General features: G+C 38.9%; 26 protein-coding genes, 1 tRNA gene and 1 pseudogene. 20 read left to right on the forward strand and 8 right to left on the reverse strand.

All coding sequences use genetic code 11. The features are described 5' to 3' along the window. Positions 1-15 precede the first annotated feature (15 nt). From acpP to AB7E63_RS05945, 6 genes are all read left to right on the forward strand, one after another. A complete protein-coding gene (gene acpP, locus AB7E63_RS05920) occupies positions 16-270 on the forward strand; it encodes an acyl carrier protein (protein WP_006340388.1) in 255 nt (84 codons plus the stop codon). A 259-nt stretch (positions 271-529) separates the two neighbouring features. Then, on the forward strand, positions 530-1,003 hold the full coding sequence (locus AB7E63_RS05925; RefSeq protein ID WP_241208966.1) for a YbjN domain-containing protein: 474 nt from the start codon (positions 530-532) through the stop codon (positions 1,001-1,003). Positions 1,004-1,009: 6 nt separating this feature from the next. Further along, positions 1,010-1,705, forward strand: a complete 696-nt coding sequence (locus tag AB7E63_RS05930) for a putative quorum-sensing-regulated virulence factor (protein ID WP_006340385.1) — start codon at positions 1,010-1,012, stop codon at positions 1,703-1,705. Then, complete coding sequence (locus tag AB7E63_RS05935; RefSeq protein ID WP_006340384.1) at positions 1,695-2,510, forward strand: SDR family oxidoreductase; 816 nt, start codon at positions 1,695-1,697, stop codon at positions 2,508-2,510. The genes AB7E63_RS05930 and AB7E63_RS05935 overlap by 11 nt, the downstream gene beginning before the upstream one ends. Positions 2,511-2,525: 15 nt before the next feature. Further along, positions 2,526-3,209: a 2-phosphosulfolactate phosphatase gene (locus tag AB7E63_RS05940; RefSeq protein WP_006340383.1), complete on the forward strand. Its 684-nt coding sequence runs from the start codon at positions 2,526-2,528 to the stop codon at positions 3,207-3,209. Positions 3,210-3,223: 14 nt separating this feature from the next. Further along, complete coding sequence (locus tag AB7E63_RS05945; RefSeq protein WP_006340382.1) at positions 3,224-4,192, forward strand: DMT family transporter; 969 nt, start codon at positions 3,224-3,226, stop codon at positions 4,190-4,192. Here AB7E63_RS05945 and AB7E63_RS05950 read toward each other — a convergent pair. Further along, entirely contained in the window at positions 4,189-4,353 is a 165-nt protein-coding gene (locus AB7E63_RS05950) for a DUF1328 domain-containing protein (RefSeq protein ID WP_006340381.1), read from the reverse strand. The two genes, AB7E63_RS05945 and AB7E63_RS05950, sit on opposite strands and share 4 nt — an antisense overlap. 149 nt (positions 4,354-4,502) lie before the next feature. On the opposite strand from AB7E63_RS05950, the gene AB7E63_RS05955 reads away from it, so the two are divergent. From AB7E63_RS05955 to AB7E63_RS05970, 4 genes are all read left to right on the forward strand, one after another. After that, the gene (locus tag AB7E63_RS05955) at positions 4,503-4,697 is read left to right on the forward strand and encodes a hypothetical protein (RefSeq protein ID WP_006340380.1); all 195 of its coding nucleotides are present in this window, start codon (positions 4,503-4,505) and stop codon (positions 4,695-4,697) included. A 149-nt stretch (positions 4,698-4,846) separates the two neighbouring features. After that, positions 4,847-5,179 (forward strand): hypothetical protein, encoded by a 333-nt coding sequence (locus AB7E63_RS05960; protein ID WP_006340379.1) that lies wholly within the window; start codon positions 4,847-4,849, stop codon positions 5,177-5,179. A gap of 7 nt (positions 5,180-5,186) precedes the next feature. After that, positions 5,187-5,861: a metallophosphoesterase family protein gene (locus tag AB7E63_RS05965; RefSeq protein WP_006340378.1), complete on the forward strand. Its 675-nt coding sequence runs from the start codon at positions 5,187-5,189 to the stop codon at positions 5,859-5,861. A 92-nt stretch (positions 5,862-5,953) separates the two neighbouring features. Next, complete coding sequence (locus AB7E63_RS05970; RefSeq protein ID WP_006340377.1) at positions 5,954-7,150, forward strand: multidrug effflux MFS transporter; 1,197 nt, start codon at positions 5,954-5,956, stop codon at positions 7,148-7,150. Here the strand turns inward: AB7E63_RS05970 and AB7E63_RS05975 are convergent. Continuing rightward, positions 7,134-8,576 (reverse strand): SDR family oxidoreductase, encoded by a 1,443-nt coding sequence (locus AB7E63_RS05975; protein ID WP_013924695.1) that lies wholly within the window; start codon positions 8,574-8,576, stop codon positions 7,134-7,136. The two genes, AB7E63_RS05970 and AB7E63_RS05975, sit on opposite strands and share 17 nt — an antisense overlap. Positions 8,577-8,682: 106 nt before the next feature. On the opposite strand from AB7E63_RS05975, the gene AB7E63_RS05980 reads away from it, so the two are divergent. Next, entirely contained in the window at positions 8,683-9,489 is an 807-nt protein-coding gene (locus AB7E63_RS05980) for a DUF2608 domain-containing protein (RefSeq protein WP_006340375.1), read from the forward strand. A 41-nt stretch (positions 9,490-9,530) separates the two neighbouring features. Here AB7E63_RS05980 and AB7E63_RS05985 read toward each other — a convergent pair whose 3' ends face one another. Genes AB7E63_RS05985 through AB7E63_RS05995 form a run of 3 tightly spaced genes read right to left on the reverse strand, consistent with a single transcriptional unit; the run spans position 9,531 to position 11,636 of the window. Next, positions 9,531-10,277: an SDR family oxidoreductase gene (locus AB7E63_RS05985; protein ID WP_013924694.1), complete on the reverse strand. Its 747-nt coding sequence runs from the start codon at positions 10,275-10,277 to the stop codon at positions 9,531-9,533. A 30-nt stretch (positions 10,278-10,307) separates the two neighbouring features. Then, a complete protein-coding gene (locus AB7E63_RS05990) occupies positions 10,308-11,291 on the reverse strand; it encodes an aldo/keto reductase (protein ID WP_013924693.1) in 984 nt (327 codons plus the stop codon). A gap of 48 nt (positions 11,292-11,339) precedes the next feature. Further along, positions 11,340-11,636: an alpha/beta fold hydrolase gene (locus AB7E63_RS05995; protein ID WP_006340371.1), complete on the reverse strand. Its 297-nt coding sequence runs from the start codon at positions 11,634-11,636 to the stop codon at positions 11,340-11,342. Between the two features lie 669 nt (positions 11,637-12,305). Between AB7E63_RS05995 and AB7E63_RS06000 the strand changes: the two genes are divergently transcribed. From AB7E63_RS06000 to AB7E63_RS06030, 7 genes and pseudogenes are all read left to right on the forward strand, one after another. After that, on the forward strand, positions 12,306-12,932 hold the full coding sequence (locus tag AB7E63_RS06000; protein WP_006340369.1) for a class I SAM-dependent methyltransferase: 627 nt from the start codon (positions 12,306-12,308) through the stop codon (positions 12,930-12,932). A gap of 181 nt (positions 12,933-13,113) precedes the next feature. Then, positions 13,114-13,932, forward strand: a complete 819-nt coding sequence (locus tag AB7E63_RS06005; protein WP_006340368.1) for a type IV toxin-antitoxin system AbiEi family antitoxin domain-containing protein — start codon at positions 13,114-13,116, stop codon at positions 13,930-13,932. After that, positions 13,919-14,884, forward strand: coding sequence for a nucleotidyl transferase AbiEii/AbiGii toxin family protein (locus AB7E63_RS06010; protein WP_006340367.1), 966 nt, complete (start codon positions 13,919-13,921; stop codon positions 14,882-14,884). Before AB7E63_RS06005 ends, AB7E63_RS06010 begins: the two co-directional genes overlap by 14 nt. 15 nt (positions 14,885-14,899) lie before the next feature. After that, positions 14,900-15,268: a hypothetical protein gene (locus AB7E63_RS06015; RefSeq protein ID WP_006340366.1), complete on the forward strand. Its 369-nt coding sequence runs from the start codon at positions 14,900-14,902 to the stop codon at positions 15,266-15,268. A 434-nt stretch (positions 15,269-15,702) separates the two neighbouring features. Continuing rightward, the gene (locus AB7E63_RS06020; protein ID WP_006340363.1) at positions 15,703-16,548 is read left to right on the forward strand and encodes a MerR family transcriptional regulator; all 846 of its coding nucleotides are present in this window, start codon (positions 15,703-15,705) and stop codon (positions 16,546-16,548) included. Positions 16,549-16,733: 185 nt separating this feature from the next. Continuing rightward, positions 16,734-17,033, forward strand: coding sequence for a recombinase family protein (locus AB7E63_RS06025; protein ID WP_080502578.1), 300 nt, complete (start codon positions 16,734-16,736; stop codon positions 17,031-17,033). 205 nt (positions 17,034-17,238) lie between these two features. After that, positions 17,239-17,499, forward strand: a pseudogene (locus AB7E63_RS06030) (recombinase family protein); the annotation flags it as partial. A 745-nt stretch (positions 17,500-18,244) separates the two neighbouring features. Here the strand turns inward: AB7E63_RS06030 and AB7E63_RS06035 are convergent. The 3 genes from AB7E63_RS06035 to AB7E63_RS06045 all read right to left on the reverse strand — a co-directional run bounded on the left by AB7E63_RS06035 (position 18,245) and on the right by AB7E63_RS06045 (position 21,240). Beyond that, a tRNA-Leu gene (locus AB7E63_RS06035) sits at positions 18,245-18,326 on the reverse strand. Between the two features lie 45 nt (positions 18,327-18,371). Then, complete coding sequence (locus AB7E63_RS06040) at positions 18,372-19,565, reverse strand: branched-chain amino acid transport system II carrier protein (RefSeq protein WP_013924668.1); 1,194 nt, start codon at positions 19,563-19,565, stop codon at positions 18,372-18,374. Positions 19,566-19,920: 355 nt separating this feature from the next. Further along, positions 19,921-21,240, reverse strand: coding sequence for a hypothetical protein (locus AB7E63_RS06045; RefSeq protein ID WP_006340359.1), 1,320 nt, complete (start codon positions 21,238-21,240; stop codon positions 19,921-19,923). 105 nt (positions 21,241-21,345) lie between these two features. On the opposite strand from AB7E63_RS06045, the gene AB7E63_RS06050 reads away from it, so the two are divergent. Further along, positions 21,346-21,753, forward strand: a complete 408-nt coding sequence (locus tag AB7E63_RS06050) for a YchJ family protein (RefSeq protein ID WP_284452835.1) — start codon at positions 21,346-21,348, stop codon at positions 21,751-21,753. A 107-nt stretch (positions 21,754-21,860) separates the two neighbouring features. Beyond that, on the forward strand, positions 21,861-22,441 hold a 581-nt coding region (locus AB7E63_RS06055), incomplete at its 3' end, for a hypothetical protein (RefSeq protein WP_428418963.1).

A 22,441-nucleotide genomic window follows, 5' to 3' on the forward strand; every position in this document is an offset into this window, starting at 1 on the left:
AAAAAAGGAACATATATGACAATAGAACAAGAAGTAATTGATATCGTCGTCGAGCAACTCGGTGTCGATAAAGATGAGGTCGCTCTTGACAAGTCATTTGTCGAAGATCTCAACGCAGATTCATTAGATCTCACAGAACTCATCATGACTTTTGAAGAGCGTTTTAAAGAATATGATTGTGAAATTTCCGAAGAGCAAGCCGAAAAGCTCAAAACAGTCGGCGATGCTGTCACATTCATTCAAAAATGCGCGGATCAAAAAAAAGGGTAACAAACGGATCCTTATGAAAAGATTCATATACTTATTCTGCATGCTGTGTGCGTTTTCGATGGCAAGCTGCTATCGAATGCCCGGAGAGGATGATTGTTCGGTTATTCCAACCACAAATAACCTTTCCATCACAGGACAAGGGAGCAACCAAAGCTGGACTCCTTCCGTTCAATATTGATTTTACCCCAGTGAATGTCACAAACATTTCACTGGGATAAATTTGCTCCATCTAAAAGCGATCGAACCCCAGGCCCATCCTATGGTAAAATTAAAGCTAGATAGAATCATCGAGTATCTATTTTCAAAAAATTATGCCTTGAAACTGCAACCTGAAATGGATCAAGCTTACCTTTTATTGAAAATTGAAGGCAAAGAGCACCCTCTTTTCATCCGTATCTTGGATGGAGAAAACTTTTTACAACTCCTCGTTTTCTTTCCGGAAGCAATTAAAAAAGGCTGCTTTAATGATATGGCACGTTTGCTTCACCTCATCAACAAAGAAATCGATGTTCCGGGATTCTGCATGGATGAAGAAAATGGATTCGTTTTCTACCGCCTTCTCATCCCCGCCATCAATCAAGAAATCGATGAAGGCCTTCTTGAGACCTATATCAAATCCTGCGAACTACTTTCCAAAACCTTCTCCCCTGCAATTGAAAACGTTGCAAATGGAGATCTAGATTTTGAAACGGTATTTCAGCGTACACAAGAAGAAAAAAAACATACCCTTTAGCATAAAATGAAAGCCCTTTATTACGATACAGAAACAACCGGGATAAAAGCTGACAGAGATTATGTGATCGAGTTAGCTGTCTATGATCCCGTAGGTAATCGCACATTTGAACGATTGATCAATCCAGGTGTCCCCATTCCTCCTGAGGCAACTGCCATCCATCATATCACAGACGAGATGGTTGCAAATGCCCCCTCATTTGGCGAGATCATTGAAGAATTCAAAGAGTTTTGTTCGGGCGATGTCGTTTTAATCGCACATAATAACGATCAGTTTGATATCCATTTTCTACGAAATGAGTTTAAACGAAGCAACCAAGAGCTGCCCCCATGGAAATTTTTGGATACTTTAAAGTGGGCAAGACGTTACAGAAATGATCTTCCACGGCACACTCTACAGTTTCTGCGTGGAATCTATGGGATTGCGGAAAATAATGCCCATAGGGCACTTGATGATGTTATCGTTCTTCACCAAGTTTTCTCTGCCATGCTTGACGACTTGTCAATTGCAGAGGCTTACGCGCTCATGAACCAACCAAAAGACATACAACACATGCCTTTCGGCAAGCATCAAGGGATGCCCCTAAAGCAAGTTCCAGCAAGCTATATCCAATGGCTCGCAGGTACTGGAGCTTTTGAAAAGCCTGAAAACCTGGAACTTAGACAATGTTTTGAAAAGCTTGGCCTTTTAAATGTCGGCTGATTTAAACATTGGCATTTTAGGCTGTGGCTATGTGGGAAAAGCTGCTGCACAATCCTTGCAGCACCAGCATTGCGTTACAGCCTCTACACGCCGTTTAAATCGCATTGAAGAATTGTCAACATATGCTACCAAAGTCGTCCTTCTTGAAAAATCCTTCGATTCTTTGCTCGAAGAACAAGATATTTTAATTGTCTCTGTCGCCCCCTCTCAAAATGACTCCTATGAGCAGTGCTATTTAGAAACTGCGCGGGCGATTACACAATCCATAGCAGACTACCCCCGCATCAAGCAAATCATTTATACGAGCAGCACATCTGTATACGGAGAGCATCAGGGAGCCTGGGTAGATGAAGACACGGAGCCCAAACCTTCAAATAAAAAAACCTGCATCCTACTGGAAACGGAAAACACGCTGCTCTCTTTAGCCTCAGAAACCCTCTCGATTTGCATTTTGCGTCTAGGGGAGATTTTCGGACCAGGCCGAGAACTAATCAACCGCTTTAACAGTCACGAGAGGAAAATTTTTCCTGGATCAGGAGAAAATTTCACTAATTTAACGCCACTCAGAGATATCGTTCAAGTCATAAATTATGCGATAAATAACTCCTTAGGAGGTATTTACAATCTTTGTCTTGATGAGCATCCTCCACGTAAATTGCTCTACGAGCAAATCTGCAAGCGGAATAATTTTCCGGTTCCCCTCTGGGATACACAAAAACAAACAATTCATGTAGGCAATAAACGGGTATTGTGTGATAAAATAAAGTTAACAGGATATTCACTCCCTTTTCAGGGGCTCGAATAAAACCCAGAGTATGCAATGAACATCAAAACATTTCGGATGAATGAATGCATTCATGCGGAAGGATTGGTCGTTGTCATAGACGTGATCCGTGCATTCACAACAGCCGCATTTGCCTTTGCTTCAGGTGTAGAAAAAATCTTCGTCACGAGAACTGTGGATGAAGCGCTCTCCCTGCACGCAAAATTTCCGCATACGCGTACGATGGGAGAGGTCGATGGCTTTGCCATCCAACAATTTAACTATGGGAATTCTCCGCTCCAGTTTAAAGATGAAAATTTAACCGGAATAACTCTGATTCAACGCACCTCCTCTGGAACCCAGGGAATTATCAATTGTATTCATGCTCAACAAATTCTCGCTGCCAGCTTTGTTGTAGCTGAAGCGACACTCAAATACATTCGATTCCTTCAACCTGCGCAACTTAGCCTTGTTGTTACTGGCCCTGATAATGCCGACGAAGATCTCGCTTTTGCGGATTATCTCAGTGCCAGGTTAAATCACCACAATGTCTCTCCTCGTTCTTATTTAGAACGCGTAAAAAATTCCCCCAGTGGGAAAAAAGCCTTATTAGATCCACTCAATGGTCGATGTTCTTTTGAAGATTTGCAAGCAGTACTTCAAGTTAACCGCTTCCCTTTCTTCATGGAAGTCCTCAAAGAAAAAGAACACTTCGTCCTAAAGGCTTTTCCTGAACTATAACCCAGGATCCAGCCATGTTTCTCGGAATATTATTAGTTCTTGTTGCTTGTTTGATTTGGGGGCTAATTTTCGTAGTTCCCCTCTTTATGGATGGTTTTACGCCATTCGAAATCGCCCTTGGCAGGCACTTTTGCTTTGGCACATTATCACTTGGAATTTTAGCCGGCTTTTGGTGGAGGGGAACATTTAAAGTTTCCCTTGCAATGATTCCTACCGCTTTTAAATTTGCGCTAGTGACCAACATCATCTACTACATCTCGCTCGTCCTTGCGTTGCGCAGCGCCAGTGCAACAGTCACGGCCTTAATTGCGGGCTTAAGCCCCATTACAATCGCTCTTTACGGAAACCTAAAGCAACGTACCTATCGCTTTAAAAGCCTGTTAATACCGAGTCTTCTCATTCTACTTGGCTTAGTTTTAGTCAATTTATCTGCTTTTGAAAATCATTGGATTGCCGACAGTATTGAAGATTATTTATTTGGATTAGCTTGTGCAATCATCGCGTTAATAGCCTGGACTTGGTATGTCGTGGCAAATGCTGATTTTTTAAAACGACATCCAGAAGTCCCTTGCAGCCAATGGGCTACCATGATTGGAACGGCTACTTTCTGCTGGGTCGTTGTGGTTGCAACAGTCATCGGGATTATTGATTCCACATTGGTCGATATCACCAAAATGGTGACTTTTGAAGAGGAGTTAATCGCCTTCCTCGCTGGATGTTTAATTTTAGGAATTATTTGTTCCTGGTGTGGCTCTTATCTGTGGAATAGAGCTAGCACCCTTCTTCCCATCGCTTTAGCTGGCCAATTGACCATTTTTGAAACTGTTTTTGCTCTTATTCTCGTATTCTTCATCGAACAACGCGTACCCTTCTATACCGAAGTCGCTGGCATGACTTTAATGCTTGGAGCGATTGCAGGGAGCCTATGGTTTCTTGGCTCCCCTGAACAGACCAAAGAGGCTGAAGTCTCCAAGTTAGACTAAATGCCTGCCCTTCCGCCAAATAATAATGAAATCACAAAAAGAACTAAAAAGAGAACAAATAAAATCTTCGCTATTTGAGTTGCTGTACCAGCAATTCCACCAAAACCGAGAACGCCTGCAATAATGGCTACAATTAAAAAAATAACAGCCCAGCTTAGCATAATTTTCTCCTTGTTGTTTCCAACGTAAAAAGGCTATTTTTTTTAGTCAACGATAAATTATTTTTTTCTCTACAAGATAGAACTGTTTTCATTGAAAAAGATAAATTGCTATGATTGTTCTACATAATTCAAGCTCATCTAGGAAAAATATGAATTCCCTTTGCTCCGCAAGTACGTACATAAATGAAACAAAAATTCCCAGCGAAATATGGGAAGAAATTTTCAAGTTTGCCGGTTTGAAGGGAACGATCAATATGGGAAAAACACGCAGAGCATTTTATGAAATTGCAAATGACTTACCTTTAAAGGTCGAAGTTTTAGCTACTCAGTTTTTTTACTATTAGCAGATATAAAAAAGAGACTCATTCCTTATTGCATTCAGACCAATAATGATAGCGATTATTTTAGGAAAATCACTCTCATAGAGGTTTATGATGGTTATTTTACAATTTTAAGAACACAGTGTTTGAAAACAAAGATTCTTAATAAATCGATGAAGACGAAAAAGATTTTTGAAGAAGTTAATTCTCGCACTAAGGATTTAGAAGAATCATGGTTCTTTTCATTAGGTTTTTACGAGGAAGGATTTCAATTTAATCAAATGCCAAGTAAAGATGACGTTTTAAATGGTAAAGGCAAAGTATATTTTACAAATCAGATCATTAGTGAAGGTCAATTTATCAATGCAAAACTTAAGGGACATGGACAACAAATCCTTCCCGATGGCTCAGTCTTAAAAGGAGAGTTTAATCATGACAAGTTAATTGGGCAGGAAAATGTCACCCGAACTTTTGGAAATGGCAAATTGATTTGGCAAATCCCATGAGTATTCGATGACAAATCGCTTATCCATCGATTGTATCTCCGATACGCATTCCAAGCATTCTTATTTTCAACTTCCTGAAGGTGATATTTTAATCCATGCCGGAGATTGTACATCGACTGGCCAATTTCCAGAAGCTTTGGTCTTCCTCGATTGGTTCAACAAACAATCCTACCGTCATCGTATCTTGATCGCTGGAAATCATGATTTCATTTTTGAAAAGCAACCTGAACAAATGTTAGAAGAATGCCAAAAACGCCATATTCATCTGTTGAATGATTCCGGTGTTGAAATTCATGGTATAAAAATCTGGGGATCGCCTATTACTCCTTGGTTTGAAAATTGGGCCTTTAACCGTCATCGCGGTGATGAAATTAAAGCGCATTGGGATCTCATTCCATCTGATACAGAAATTTTAATCACACATGGGCCCTGCTATGGCATTTTAGATGAGGTGAAGATTAGTAGGCAATGGACGCGCCACGTGGGTTGTGAGGAATTAGAAAAAAACATTCATGCCAGCCAAATTAAGCTGCACGTCTTTGGGCACATCCACGGAGCTCGCAATGTGAAGACTCACGCAGGTAAAATTTTTGTTAACGCGGCATCACTCAATGACAGTTATAAACCTTATCGTCCCGGCTTCACTCGTCTATTCAAACAAAATGAAAGATATGTTTTTTAAAACAGACGATCTATTTCTATTGGAAGCAATTCTTTTAAGGTTTAAAATAAGGCATATTCAGCCTTTCTAAAATTTTCAAGATTTTTATCAAAATGAAAAATTATCCTACATTTAAGTTAATTGGGATTTTGACTCCCTTTGTTTTCAGCTTCGCTTTTGGATTAGATATCTACATTCCCATCATTCCTCAGATGGTCCAAATTTTTGACACCACACCAGCTTTGATTCAATTAACTTTGAGTTTATTTTTATTCATCACAGGCTTTGGACAATTATTTGTGGGACCACTTACTGATCATTTTGGAAGGCGTAAAATTCTTTATGCATCCGTCATTTTTTTTACCTTAGGTTCTCTGACTTGTGCTTCATCTCATCATATTTATGGACTTATTTTTGGACGCATTGTGAGTGCTTTTGGTGCGTGTGGAATGCTTGTCACAGCATTTGCCATCATCCGCGATCTATTTTCTGGCAATGAAAATGCCAAAATGTACAGTTTTTTAAATGGAGGCATCGGTATTTCTCCGCTTTTTGCTCCTATTCTCGGAGGGTATTTATCTCTTTACTTTGGCTGGAAAAGCATTTTCATTTTTTTAGCTTTGATTGGAACATTTGCTTTCTTTATCAATCAAATCCTTATTCAAGAAACTCTTGAAGTTGATAAACGCACAAAAGTAAGCCGATCCATTTTTAAACGCTATGTGCAAATTTTTAGCCATAAGCAATTCCTCGTGCACGCAGTGATTGCTGGATTGGCTGAAAGCGTATTGTTCTGTTTTTTTTCCATCTCTCCTTTCATCATCATCAATTTACTTGAAGTCCCCACCGAAGAATTTGGATATTATTTTGCTGCATTTGGTTGCGTGATCGCTTTTGGGGGAATAGCGAGTGGAAAAATGAGTGAAAAAATAGGTGCCCATTTCACTGTTAGACTCGGCATTCATTTAATGTTTATAGGTGGATCTAGCATGCTTGTGTGGTATTACTTTGCTTCTTTAAGTCTAGCCGGATTTCTTATCCCCATGGTCATTGCCTGTACAGGGGCTATGTTTTTGCTGGGAAGCTCAGCATCCAAAGCGATGGAACCTTTTGGACATATTGCCGGGACAGCTTCCGCCGCTTTTGGTTCATTAGAATTTGGAATAGCTGCATTAGTGGGATCCATTTTAATGATTTTTCCCGTGAATTCCACAATCCCTTATGCCATCACAATCCTTTTAATTGCTTTTACGGCTTATAGTCTATTTCAAGTTAGCCCAAGACCTGCCAAATCTATTGAGACGGTTTAGGATGCGCAATAGCACGCGCCATTCCACGAAAAATGAGTTTGTGAATCGGAAGTAGCGTATACCAATAAAGCCTTCCTAGAACACCCTTAGGACGAAAAGAAGCCGTTTGAATCAAATGAGAGCCTTCTGAGGTTGGCTCGACAATAAACTCTAGCCAGGCTTCACCGGGAACTTTCATTTCTGCATAGAGCAAAAGATGTCCTTTTTCTTTATCGGCCAGCAAAACTCTCCAGAAATCTAAAGAAGATCCTGCGAAAATATCGTGTGGATAGGTACGCCCCCTATTCAAACCGGCTCCCCCAAGCAATTTATCGATAAATCCTCTTAACTCCCATGCCCAATCCATATAATACCATCCCCTTTTTCCACCGATGGACCAAAGTTGATCGATCACATCTTGAGGAGATGCCGTTGTTTCAACCGTACGTCGATCGACTAAACACCCGTGCGTCGGAACCTTCACTAATTTTGCTAGCTTAGATTCCAAAATACCTGAGACGAGACTATCTCTCCAACCCGGTAAAAGAGGATTTTGTTCCACAACATCGAGAGCTTGTTCAAGACATTTTTGATACTTTAAACATGGCTGAGGAAAGATTTTTAGAATACGGCTCTCTTGACAGACTGTCTCATTTTTTACACTATCGACAAGAGCATAAGCTAAAGAAAAATTAACAGAAGTTACAAAGTAAAGCCAATAAGAAGAAAGCCTGGGCGTTAAAACAGGTAAAGCAAAGATATAGCGCTTAAGTTTCCGCTCCTTAGCATAAATCAGAAGCATTTCTTTATAAGTTAACCGATCAGGACCTCCGATATCGAAGACTTGGTTTAGGCATTCAGGATGCTTCACAACGGCAATTAAATAGCGTAAAACGTCCTGAACACCGATAGGTTGACAAAGGTTATTGATCCAGCGTGGAGCCACCATAACAGGTAATTTATCGACCAAATCCCGAATAATCTCAAAGGACGCGCTGCCGGACCCAATTATAATCCCAGCCCGTAAAATGGTATATGGAATCTGACTATCCCGTATGTAACACTCCGTTTTATAACGTGACATCAGATGGGGAGAAAGATTTTTATCATTACATAGCCCACTTAAATAAATAATTTGCTTAACCCGAGCTTTCCGCACAAGGTTAACGAAGTTGTGGATCGATTTTTCTTCAAATTGTGCAAATTGAGTTTTCCCATAGCTCATCGCATGAACAAGATAATAAGCAACATCGATATCGCTTGGAAGCTCTTGTGAAGAATTTTCTTCAAGTAGATCCATGAGAATAACTGTGAGATTGGCATGCTCAACCAAAAGAAAAGGGCTTTGAAAGCGAGCGATCGCCACCACCTCATGTCCTTGTTCAAGAAGCAGCTCAAGTAGCCGAGAGCCAATATATCCGGTAGCACCTGTCAATAAAATTTTCATGATCATGCTTGGGTAAAAATTTCTAAAAGTTAGCTCATTCTAGACTTTATTCAAAAAAAACAGATATCCTTTGTAAAGACGTTTTAAAGCCAAATAAGGATCTGACATGTTGAAAAAAATATTATATACAACATCTTTTTATTTTCTTCTATTTTACTCAACTCTTTTCAGTAAAATTGTGGAGACACCCCATTTTAGCGAAATTGTGGCCTATGCCAAGCCTAATACGCTGCTCATTCTTGATATTGATGATACCCTTCTTATTCCTGTTCAAACCATTGGAACAGATGCTTGGTTCATGCATCGCCTCAAAATACATGAATGTCGAGAGAAAATGTACGCCGCGGCGTTAGACAAGGCCTTGGCGGAGTGGGAAGCTATTCGACATCTCACGCATGTTAAAATTGTAGAAGAAGGCACCGATCAAATTATCGATGACTTACAAAAACAAAAAATCACGATCATGGGTTTAACAACTCAAGGTCTAGCCTTAACAACACGCACAGTAAACCAACTGCATTCTTTAAAAATCGATTTATCTCGCACAGCACCTTCCGCAGAAGATCATTATTTCATCAATGATCATGGGATTCTTTATCGAAATGGAATTTTGTTTACCTCGGGAACTAACAAAGGAAAAGCACTTTTAAAACTTTTGGATCTGATCAACTACCACCCCAACAGAATTGTCTTTATCAACGATAAGCTCAAGCACCTACAAGATGTCGAAGCGAGTGTTCTTTCAAGAAACATCGACTTTATTGGTTTAAGATATAGCTACAGTGATCAGCGAGTTGCCAATTTTTGTCCAGAAATTGCCAATATTCAATGGCGTTATTCCACATTCAATCACCTCATGTCTGATGAAGAAGCCGGGCGCTTATTACATGCCGCCCCGTTTCCCGTACAGTAAGAGGAAGGAGATGAGCGTTTAAAAATGCTCATCTCAGTTAACTACCAGGGAAGGGCCTCACCTAAATGAATAAATTGTCCAGTGGGTCCATTTTCAAGCAAAAGAGCCAACTGAGCACTCGTTTTTCCCCCTTCAGATACCTCCATAGGAGCAGCCTCCCCTCCCATATCAGTTTTTACCCAACCAGGGTGGGCTGAATTCACCTTTATTTTAGTTCCTTTTAATTCATGAGCAAGGTGCACAGTAAAAGCGTTTAATGCCGTTTTGGATGCGTTATAAGCAAATGCTTTAAAATCGTATATCGGTGATGACGGGTCTGAGTGTAAAGTCAATGATCCCAAAATACTGGAGAGATTGACAATTCTGCCTGCAGAAGCCTTTTTAAGTAACGGTAGTAGCGTTTGAGTTAAGGCGACTAGGTTAAAAAAGTTGGCATCAAATGTTTTGCGTAGGACTTCTTGCGAAATAGCACTTGTTTGATTAGCACCGTGAATATCCTTACTTTCTAGCCAAATTCCCGCATTATTAACTAGTATGTCGAGTTTTCCAAAATGCGTTTCGATATATTTATAGATGGCCTGGTGGTCTGAAAATTGATTGATATCGAATGGAAATGCGATAGCCGTAATTCCTTTCGCCTTTAATTTTTCGGCAGCAGCTTCTCCTTTCGCTTTATCTCTTGAACCCAAAATCACCGTGATTCCTTTTTCACCCAATTCGCGAGCGGTCTCAAAACCAAGGCCACGATTAGCACCGGTAATGAAGGCAACTTTTCCCTCTTCATTCATAAAATTCTCCTGGTTTTCAATGTCCAAATGCTATTTAAAATTATTCTCTGGAATGCGTTCTTCCGACCGGTCGGTTGCTGACGGAGGCTCTACAGTGAGAGCACTGAGCTCTTTTCGCAATCCTTCAGTCATTTTAATATCAATAGATCGAAGTGCGGGCTCGAGTTGCGCTACGCTGCGTGCTCCTAATATGGGAGCTGTCACAGCTGGGTGACTAGCAACCCAGCTAATCGCTAAGCTTACTGGATCGAGATTTTTTGCTTTGGCAAATGCAATAAAATCAATGACTTCTTTTTCTCCTGCCACTTTTCCATAACGCAATTCATAGACTTTATTAATTGCTAAACGCCCCTCATCCCTCTTTTTTAAATATTTTCCCGATAACACTCCACCAGCCAGCGGATTGTAAGGAAACACAGCCAAGTTTTCAGCAAGAGCCATCGGAAATAATTCCACTTCAGCCTGCCTCTTAAGAAGATTGTACATGGGCTGCATGCAAGCAAAACGGGCTAAATGCTCCCTCGCTGAAATCCCCAAACCTTTCATAATTTGCCAGGCTGCAAAATTGCTTACACCGAGATATAAAACTTTTCCTTGGCGCACAAGATCATTAAAAGCATAAAGCGTTTCCTCGAGATCCGTGAAATCGTCAAAACGGTGTAAATAATAGATATCTAAGTAGTCGGTCTTTAGTCTTCTAAGGCTTCCTTCTATGGAGTGAAAAATATGGCGCCTGGATAAACCATGTTGATTCATGTCTTTACCTGCTTGAAAATACACTTTGCTGGCTAAAACAATATTTTCTCGTTCTCCTTGAATTAGCTTTCCCAAAATTTGCTCCGAAATACCTTCACAATACACATCTGCGGTATCAAAAAAATTAATGCCAGCTTCGCGACATCGTTTATAAATCGCAGCAGAAGTGGCTTCATCAGCCTCTTTTCCAAATGTCATGGTCCCCATGCATAATGATGAAACCTGTACCCCAGTTTTTCCCAAAAATTTATATTCCATTTACCCATATTCCTATCGTGAAATTTGCAAAATTTTCATTTATAATGATTATTTTTTATTGGATTCAATAAATAAAGTCACCAATTCTGCGAAGTGTTGATAATTTTGTGAAAGAAAGGCATGTCCAGCATGTGGAAAATAGGCAGACCATGCAAAAGGAATCCGACAAGCAACTTTAGAGACATTTTTTGGAGAATCTAATTCATCTTTTAATCCTCCCGTTACCAAAGTTGGCACCTTGATATTGGAGAGATCTTCATAATAATGATCATCTTCATCCCACTGTTTTAATGCTTCAACTTGTCTCTCTATGGTTTGGGTACTTATTTGAATATCATTTGGCACACGGCATTTTTAACAATCGTTTAAGCATAAATGATCCTAATTATATTGTGAAAGAAAATACATATAAAATATATTCGCTTTTCCTCAGAAAAAATAGCAGCAATAAATGAGATGATTCCTTAGCGAATTTTTCCATTTCCATCGAGCTTTTACACAACCGCAATATAGCATTCAATCTTGCATGTCGCTCGAGGGAAATCCCTGAGAATTCTGAAGTGGATGAAAAACAGCAGTTACCGAATTTCGTATTTAAGAAACTTGGAATTGAAAGACAAGAAACCGTCTATAAATTATGCAGGCGGCTTAAAATACAAAGGACACTTCCCTATGAGAGAAGTGTCCTGAAATGCCCTTTACAGATCTTACATTGAACCAATTTGTAGGAGGAATGAGTAAAATCTTTGATTTAGAACCATTTATAAAATTACACTCTCTAGTGCCAGTCGTAGGAAAAATAGAGACAGAGGAGTGTGTAGCAGCATTCTAGCTTTCTTGAAAAGAAAATATCCTCCATGTATAATAGAAGTAGAACATTCGGATATCTTCCACTAACTCCTTCTCGGAGGATCCCTATTTTAAATCAAAATTAAAAATAATATTTACCATAGGCCTTTAACTTCTCTTTATGCTATAAAGGTTCTTTAAAATCGCTTAAATCAAGAGGTTAGAATGAATTCTCTTCAGCAAACAACTGTTGATCTTGAATCAAAATGGCTCGGATATTATCAATGGACGAGTAAATCTTCTCAGCCTTGGGAAACACTAGCCAAAACAATAGAATTATTTCAAGATGAACAAGTAGAACCTCAATTAGCAGTTGATCTTGGATGCGGTGTTGGTAAAGATACAGCCTTTCTTGTGGAGAAAGGTTGGAAAGTCATAGCCATAGATGCTGAAAGTGTTGCTCAAGATTTTTTATTTGCAAAAGTGCCCGAGTCTAAAAAGGATGATGTTACCTTTGTAACCTCTACATATCAAGATTTCGTATTCCCTCATGAAGTTCAGATTATTAATGCTAGTTATGCTCTGCCATTCTGTAGTCCAGATAATTTTGACGATGTAATGGAACGAATTACATCGGCCATTTCTATTGGGGGTAGGTTTTGCGGACATTTTTTTGGTCCTAAAGATACTTGGGCTGAAGATAGCTCCATGGTTTTTCTTGATAAAGAACAGGTAGGAAAATATTTTAAAGACTTTAAAATTGAATATTTTAAAGAAGAAGAAAAAGATGGCATTAGCGGATCTGGTCCTAAGCACTGGCATGTACACCATATTATCGCCAAAAAGGTTTAGATCTAATTAGACGCTTTGTGCGTGTTATCACCTGTTACTTGAATTCATCCTTCTTAACACCTAATTTAATTAGGTATTTGGGAGGAAAATTTCCAGTTGTATTAACTAATATTTGACAAATTTCTCTCAAACCACTAATTTAATTAGTAGGAAGAAAGAAATCTTTCAAGTAAGAGTGCTAATGAAATTGAATAGCTTTTTTGCTTTACATAAAGCATTTACCATTAAGGAAATTTCTCATAGCCTTTCTGGCAAAAGTCCTATAAACAGTTCAACGCTTTACAATTTAATTACTTATCATCAGAAACAAGGCCACATTCTTCGTGTTCGCCGGGGGCTATATTATTCCATTCCCCAAGGTGTAGATCCAAGCCAGTGTTCAATTGATCCATTCTTAATTGCGAGCAAAATGGCAGAGAATGCTGTGCTTGCTTATGGCACAGCTCTTGACTTGCATGGCAAAATCCATACGGTCCAAAGTAAATTTATTTATCTTACTAAAAAGAAGACAAAAGAGCCCTTTATCTTTAAAGATTTGACATATCAAGCAGTTTCGGTACCAACAGCATTATTGGCATCTAAAAATGAGGGGTTTGGAGTCCAGTCTATAGATCGTTTAGGCCAAAAGGTTTTAATCACTAGCCTTGAGCGCACCTTAGTAGATGTCTTGGATCGTCCTTATCTATGTGGTTCTTGGGAGGAAATATGGCTTTCTCTTGAAGCTATAGAATATTTGGATATGGATGAAGTGTTAAAGTACGCTCTGCTTTTGGAGAATGGAACAACAATTGCTAAGCTAGGGTTCTTTTTGGACACACATCAGAAGGCTTTAATGATACCAGATCGTTATCTTGAAGAGCTTCTTAAACATCGTCCGGTCAAGCCTCATTATATGGACCGCAATCATAATCAACCTCAAAAAATGATTACCAAGTGGAATCTTATTGTTCCTTTGAGCTTGATCAACCGAGAATGGGAAGAACCTAATGAAGACATCTGAACAAGAATTAACCAAAGAAGCATTCAAAACAGGATTTCGTCCTGAAATTATGGAAAAGGTCTGGCATCTGATGGCCATTCTTGATGGTATTAGTGTACACCCCTTTTTAAAAGATCGGCTAGTTCTAAAGGGTGGGACAGCTCTTAATTTATTTCTTTTTGACCTTCCTAGGCTGTCTGTAGATATTGATTTAAACTATATTGGAAAGCTGGATAAGCAAGAGATGTTGCTTGAACGTCCAGATGTAGAAAAAGCCTTAGAGGCCGTATTTCAAAGAGAGGGCTTAAGTATCCGAAAAATTCCACAGAAGCATGCAGGGGGAAAGTGGCAACTTCGCTACGAAAGTGCTTTAGGTGGCAGTGGAAATCTAGAAGTAGATGTGAATTTTATGTTTAGAGAACCCTTATATGAGATCAATAGACAGTGTTCCCACGAAATAGGTCAGAGAAGGACTAAAGAGGTTGCGCTCTTGGATATACATGAATTAGGTGCAGGCAAACTTGCTGCTTTATTCGGCAGACACGCCTCTCGTGATCTATTTGATGCGCATCAACTTTTAACAAAAACTTCCTTAAACATGGAAAAACTTCGCTTAGCATGCGTTGTATACAGTGCTATGGGATCAAAAGATTGGCGACAAACTTCTATTGAAGAAATTCAATTTGAGGAAAAGGAACTGAAAGATCAACTTATTCCCGTACTCAGAAAGCAAACGTTTCGCAGGGGTGATCATCTTGGTTGGACAAAGCAATTGTTGGCGGGATGTAGAAACGCTCTAAAAAATCTCTTCCCTTTGAATGAACATGAGTACGCTTTTCTTGAAAATTTGCTTGACCGTGGAGTGCTTGAGCCAATGTTAATCACGCAAGATAGCTATTTGATTGAAAAAATCAAAGCACATCCTCTCTTGCAGTGGAAGGCACAACTTGTTTCCAAAAATAATCAGAAATAGAGGTAAGATTTTGTTATGAAAGGTCATATAGAATTGACTAAACGTCAATTACACGTATTGCCTTATCTTTTATCCTGTGGAACATATGAGGAAGCTGCTCGTCAAGCGAATGTGAGTTCTAAACAAATATACTGCTGGCTTAAAACACCAACTTTCAAAGCGGAATTAGAGAAAAGACGCTCTGAAATTATTGAAGAAGCTGTCAACAAGTTAAAATATAGCACTTCAAAAGCTGCCGATACGCTAATTTCTTTGCTTTCTCATTCCAATCCAGCCATTCAGCGCGGCGCAGCTAACGATTTGTTAAATCACGTAGTCCGATTCATTGAGCTGCATGATATAGAGCAAAGACTTAATTTACTGGAGGCAAGACCTAGCCCATGAGCCATAAAACACGCTTACGTAAATTGGAAAGTAAAAATTCAGCTTGTTCTATAACTTTCTTTTCAATTCCATATGAGCTGATTAACAGGGAAGATTTGAAATCCATGCTTTGGAAAGAATTCCTCAATAGTAGAGGAGATAGAAGTGCAATCCAAGCCTTTTTGCCAGGAATAGCCGAGACAAGTAGCTTTTTAGGCTATTGGAAGATGGATCACTTAAAAAAGCTAATTATGAACAGGTCAAAAAATCCTGCTGAAATTGGGTCCCATTCTTGACACGAGGGACTCTACCCTGCAATCATTTAATAAGAATCCTCCTTAATCTAACCGGTACTTTCCTACTGACAGAAAAATTGCGCAGGAAAGAGACTTGCAACTTTTTCTTGATTGAATTATACGTTTAGGTATAATTTTGATTTCGGAAAAGGAGTGAAAATGTCCTCTCTATCAAAAAATACTGAATCTCAAAATGAAAAGAATTCTTCCTCTGAATTTTTCATCAATCTTTTTTGCCGAGGGTCAATTTTTAAGAATCGTTTAGAGATGTATCATTCCACAGAGATCTGTAAAGAAGTGTCTGCTTGTTTCCACTACAAAGAACAACACGTTAAAAATTTACCAATGACTTACCGAACCATCAATCATTGGGAATCGTTAGGATTGATTAACAGTGGACGCAAAGAAGATAAACACTGGCGTCAATTTAGCATTTTAGATCAGGTTTGGCTCTACACAATAGAAGCTCTAAGAGATTTTGGGCTTCCTTTAGACAAAATTAAGAATGCTAAAAGTATTTTCTTTACACCTTTTGAGCAATATCCATTTCCGTTAATGGAGTATTACATAAGCTGCGCCTACATTTTACTAGAACATGTCTATCTAATTGTATTTTCAGACGGGTTTACGATTCCCTTGACTTATACTGAATATAAAGATGCTTTGAAAAATAATTGGATTAAAAGTCATCTGCAAATAGATATGAATGAGATTATCCAAAAAATTTTTCCTGACCAAAATTTGTTACCAAAATACAAAAATGAAGCTTTGATAACTCCTCAAGAGTTTGAAGTCTTTTACATGGTTAGGACAGGAAAATTTGAGGAGATCAAAATAAAGCTTAAAAAGGGTTCCATCCATCTTGTGGAAGGCACTGAGCATCTGGATAAAGAAGAAAAGATCCAAGATATTCTTAGAGAAGGTCTCTATCAAGATATTCAGATTAAGCAGGAAAATGGAAAAATGGTCAGTTTTAAACGGACCGTGAGAAATTTGATTGAATAATGCTATGGCATAAGGCCAGGCAAAAAAGTGCTAAACCGACACGTCTATTGAAAATCTCAGGGAGGTGTCTCAAACGGAGCGCAAAATGCTATCGGTTGAGACATGCCAAAAAATTTTGAATGGCAGTGATAAAAGTTATACATACGAAGAGATCAAGAAGATCCGAGAATTTTTATATCTTCTAGGTGAGATACACAAGGGTTTCCACTGATGATCAAGCGACTAAGGGATATAGTTTGATTGATCAGGAAGAGATTTTGCGCAAAACTTGTGCACAAGATGGAATGGGGGTTATTGAGCATTTTCAGGACGATGGTTATTCGGCAAAATCTTTCCATCGTCCAGGCTTTCAACGAATGCTTGGGATGTTAAAGTCGCGCCAATTAGTAGTAGATTTTTTTTATGTTGTAAGATGGGATCGTTTTTCCAGAAACATTGAAGAGTCCTACAATCATGATAAAAGAGCTTCGGCTGCTAGGTGTTGAAGTCCGTTGCTTAGAAGAAACGCTTGATTCTTCAGATCCTGCTTCTGTCCTCTTGCGCGCTTTAAAACTTGCAGAGCCAGAAATGGATAATCGCCGAAGAGCCAAAAATACGCAGGTGGGTCTTCGCCGAGCTTTAAAAGAAGGGCGTTATGCCTGTGGAGCAGCTCCCACTGGTTATGCTTGGGATAGAAGCAAATCTCGTCCAATGATTATTCCGAACGAACAAGCCCCTCTAGTAAAAGAAGCCTATGAAATCTATGCCTCTGGGCTTTATTCCATTGAACATGTGCGTAAGCTAATGAATGAAAAAGGACTGAGTATTCAAAAAACAGCCTTCAATCGTATGCTCCGAAATCCCATTTATATAGGAAAAATATTCATTCCAGAGCTGGGAGATGAAGAAGAACAAATCATTGCCGCAATTCATGAGCCTATCATTTCGGAAGAGCTTTTCCTAAAAGTTCAGCATGTTCTAGCAAGAATCTTAGAAAAAAATGCTACTCGTGCTGTAAAAATTATCTATAGAGATGAATTACCTTTAAGAGGATTGTTGCAGTGCCCTAAATGTTTCTCTTCTTGGACTGGAAGTGGCTCCAAAGGAAATGGAGGAACTTATTTCTATTACCACTGTCAAAAAGACTGCAAAGAAAGGGTGAAAGCCGAGGCTGCTAACTTAGCATTTTCCGAATTTCTACAGAGCTTTCATGTTTCTCCGGAGATATCAAATCTTTATTTAGCTGCGATGGAAGACATTTTCAAAACGAAAGAAGGCGATCGCGATAAAGAAATCAGCTCTAATCAGAAACAGCTAAGTGAGCTAGAGGCTAAGCTTCTTAAAATAGATGAGATGTTTGTGAATGAAGATTTAGAAAGAGATTCATATCAACGGATAAAGGCGTCTACTAAAAGTGAAATTCAAAGGCTAGAGATTCAAATATCCCGGCTGAAATATACTGACACTAACTTCATGAAATATTGCCGTTATGGCATGTCTCTGCTGTCAAATTTGGATTCACACTACCAACAGGCAACGCCATATGTGAGGAAAAAACTTCTTGGTTCAATATTCACAGGAAAGCTGATCTTTGAGAATGGAAAATACCGAACCACCGGGCTCAATGAAGCTGTTGCCCTCATAGGGCAATTTCAGCAGGAATTTGGGCAAAAAAAAGCCGAACGTTTGGACATTTCTGACAAAACGTTCGGTAATGTGCCCAGAATAGGACTCGAACCTACACACCTTACGGCACCAGAACCTAAATCTGGCGTGTCTACCAATTTCACCATCTGGGCAATGAAAGAACTGGAATCTTAACAGTTCTTGCATTGTTTTGTCAATCACATTGTGATTTTTTCATAGAAATGTTTGGCCATTGAAATACCAAATGCCGCAAATACAGGAGTATTGGTTAATTCTTTGTCATATAATTTGTAAACAATATTCAAAACGCTTAACACAATCAGCCCCGGGCACAAAATAACTAATACGGGAGACAGCATATTTGCAATGCCTGTGAAGCCTAAATTTGCAATGACTCCAGAAATCAACAATGTGATAACGAGAGGAAATATGTCCCCTCCCTTGCCTTGCATCAAATCATGTTTGATGTATTCACCACAAATCGAAACTAGGGGTATAGCAGTCGTTAAACAAGTCATCGCCACGGCTAAACAAGCAATAAACGCTCCTTTTGAACCTAAAAGGTGCATCGCGATTGCTGAAAGGCGCTCTTCGGGAGCATGCCCAATATCTAGAATAGGTGTATAAAAGGACGCAACGTAGGTTAAACCAACATACATACCTGACAATAATCCTGCTGCCAAAAGACTAGCTTTTACCATCTGCTTAAAAACTTCTCGTCTAGCCATTAAAGGATCTTGTCCATAATCCATTCCAATAAAGTGGGATAAGACAAAAGGAGCGAAGATGAACGAAGCGATTAAATCCAATGTATTGTAACCGACACGTAAACCTTCAGAAAATGCTTCTGAGGGTGATAGTGAGCTCACTTCTGCGGGAGGTGGATTTTGAAAACCTAAAAATAGGATCATTCCCAGAGATGCAAGCAGAACCGGCGTTAAAAGCAGTCCCAGGATATCGATAATACGTCGCTTTTTCATCGCGAACAATAAAACAAGAACTCCTGCAACAATCGTGAAAAATGTAAAACTTACTATTTCGGGCAGATAAGGCTTTAATGTCGCATAAGAGAGAGTTGCAAGCCGAGGAATCGATCCTATTGGACCTAGAATTGCCTGAATGATGAAAATCAAAATAATTCCAGGAACTTTACCGATCCTCTCAAAAAATGCGCGGTAATGGCCTTCAAAAAGCATCATGGAAATCAAGCCTAAAAGAGGCAAGCTTACGCCTGTAAAGATTAGTCCCATCATCGCAAAAAAGTTCTTGTCTCCCGCATTCCCTCCGAGGATAAGAGGCCAAATCAAGTCCCCCGCACCAAAAAACATGGAGAATAAAGCGAGACCAGCTGCCACGACATTGGATTGTTTTCTTACTATTGAAAGCGACATAATATTTCTCCGATGTTAACGGTTCCATTTCTCTTGAGTGCCGCCAAAGAGATCTAATCTTAACTGGTGTTTGCAGGGGAATGATCTAGGCGGATCAAAGATGATTAATTGCATATGTTCGTGTAACCCAAATCTGTTATTGCTAAAGAAAAAGAAAACAAAACGTCTAACTTTGTCTTCCTTAATTGAGCAGATGTAGGACGGCTACACTGGAGACACATGCTGTAAAGTAGGCCTAATTAAATGTTTTATTAAGATTTTACAGTAGAGATGAATACAAATCAAGCATTTTTAAAAAATCAGATTGCTAAAGAAAAACAAAATAGCCCCTCATACCTGTAAGGCAAAGCGAAATTTAAGGACTTTTGGGTAGCGAAGGCACTCCTTCAATTAAGCGGAAAAAAACTTTAGCAAAAAAAGGGCGCTGCCTTTCAAACTTTATAAAAAATTTTTCTTTCTGGATTTCGTTATGTACGAGGATATTTAGAGTCACAACATCTTCGACTAACGCTGGATTTTCTTCTAGCAGTTCATTAGCTTTTTTTGTCATGTAAGAAGTCGATCTTGAGGTGAAATGACGATCCAATTTGTTCAAATACAAACCAAATCCTTTTGCAAGACTATGCAAAGCAAAAGCCCTAATAACGTTGATAAGGGGAATTAAGCCTAAACTCACAATACTCAATCGAATCTTTCTTTTAGAAAAGTTCGGTTTTGATGCAACATCGTAATTTTTTTTCAACTCTTCATGAAAAGATTCTAATCCAGGTTCTAGTAGCACTTTCGGCATAAAAAATAGTACTGGATCAGTTTTCAGAGTTTCCTGTAAAAGATTAAACAAACCAATTCTTGCGCATTTTTCAACGCTTGCTCCTCTCCCCCCAAAAAATTTACCAAAACCAGTCTTTTTTACAGTCATTAAACCGGAAGGTTCCGTATTGATTATCGCCATTTTTCGGTCTTGAGTTAAACGAATCTTATTAAATGTTGCTCCCGCTATCCCTGCTTTTCGGACAATTAACGAAATCTTATGCGCCAATTCTTTTTGTTCCGATGCATCCATGCTTTTAATGGCTTCAAGCGTTTCTTTTGCGCTCAAGACTTCCACTTTCTCGCAAATGAGACAATACTTTCGAGTGACATCACACTCTTTATCAGAATTTTGGTATGCAAGCAGCTTTTTTTGAGGAAGAATGACATCAACCTGCACTTCTTTAGCAATTTTAGCAATACGACGGCTCATTTCAATTCGTAGGAGGTTTTCTTCTCTTTGAAGAACTGCCATCTCTTTTTTATTATTTCTTGGGCCAGGCGGAAAGCTCCCTTTTGGAAAAGCAATCGCACCAGCTTTAATTACCCAACCAGGAAGAGTTTCATGCTCTAGAACGTTGTAATAAGGAATTATTTTACCAAGAATAAGATTTTTTTTGTTTAGTAATTTAAACTGGTGCTGTCCAAGAATGGCATTGTTATCTTGAATTTTTTCCCAGTCACAGCTTAAAGGCTCGCTTAGCATGCTTTTAACTTCAGGTCGTGAAATAAGCTTTTGGGCTTTCTTAGCATTCGTCGAAGCAAGTAAGTGCGTTGATAAACTTTTATCACTTAAGTCTACGGGAGAGACATATGTATTCGAATAATAAAAAGACTTAAAAAAATCTGTGAAACTTGGTAGCATACGGTTCCCTTAATGGGTATTATTGACCTAAATCTTGATAAGATACTGATTACTTATGTAAAAAGCAATAAAGCTCCATCCAAATTTATAACAAATTCATAAACTATGAAACTTCAATGCCCTTGCGATAGTGGTAAAACTTACCCAGATTGCTGCCAAATACTTCATGAAGGAGCTCAAGCAAATCAAGCTCTCTCTTTAATGCGCTCTAGATATTCTGCATACGCCTACCAAAAAGTTGCCTATATCATTCAAACAACCCATCCTGACAATCCAAGCTTTCTTGCGGACTCTATTCAATGGGCGAAAGAGATCTTGATCTTCTGTCAAAACACTCAATTTAAAAAATTAGAAATTGTCGATTATCTGGAAGGAATCGATGAGTCGATTGTGACATTTGTTGCTCATCTCAATCAAAATCATTCAAACGAAAAGCTATTTGAAAAGAGCCTATTTATAAAATTAAATAATCAATGGACATACAGAGATGCGCTACTAACAAAGTTTAAATAAAACAAAAAAACATTAATAGACGAACGAATCTATTTATTGAAACTTTTCTTTGCGAACATTATAATTTAAATCGAACAATTTCGAATTTAATAATAAAAGAGGTTTCGATGTCTGCACCAATTAAAAGTAAATATGATTATACTAAAGTGTTTTTAAACGAGGAACATTTTGTACCCGTTGATAAAATTCCCGCCCACTCACTTTCGTCGGCCGCCATCTTCAAAAAATTCTCCAATACACCCGACGCACTTCGGCATTCCCCTTTAAAACATCGCGCTGAGAAGTTAGTTGAAGCAACGAAAAAATGGCATTGTGCTAGAGATAATGAGACGAAAGATAAAATTTTTGCCGTATTACGAACAACTCTAGGGGTTGCCATTATAGCCGCAGGAGTTTTTGGATTAGTTGCTGGAGCCACAATCGCCCCACCTGCGGTGGGAATCGCGCTTGTTGCAGGTTTATCTTATGCGCTTCTTACATTCTACAATATTCTACACACAGAGATCCCTTTAACTTTAAAAGGAATCCTTACCGCATGCGCTCTTGGTCCTTTTTTACCTGTCTATGAAGCATTCGGAAATGTCAGCCGTTTGCAAGAAATCAGAACAAACAATAAAGATTCTGTTGAAAACGATTTCAATGAACTCACACGATTTTTTAATGCTGAACATGCACAGAATGAAAAAAA

The organism is Parachlamydia sp., from assembly GCF_050255895.1.
Taxonomy (GTDB): domain Bacteria; phylum Chlamydiota; class Chlamydiia; order Chlamydiales; family Parachlamydiaceae; genus Parachlamydia; species Parachlamydia acanthamoebae.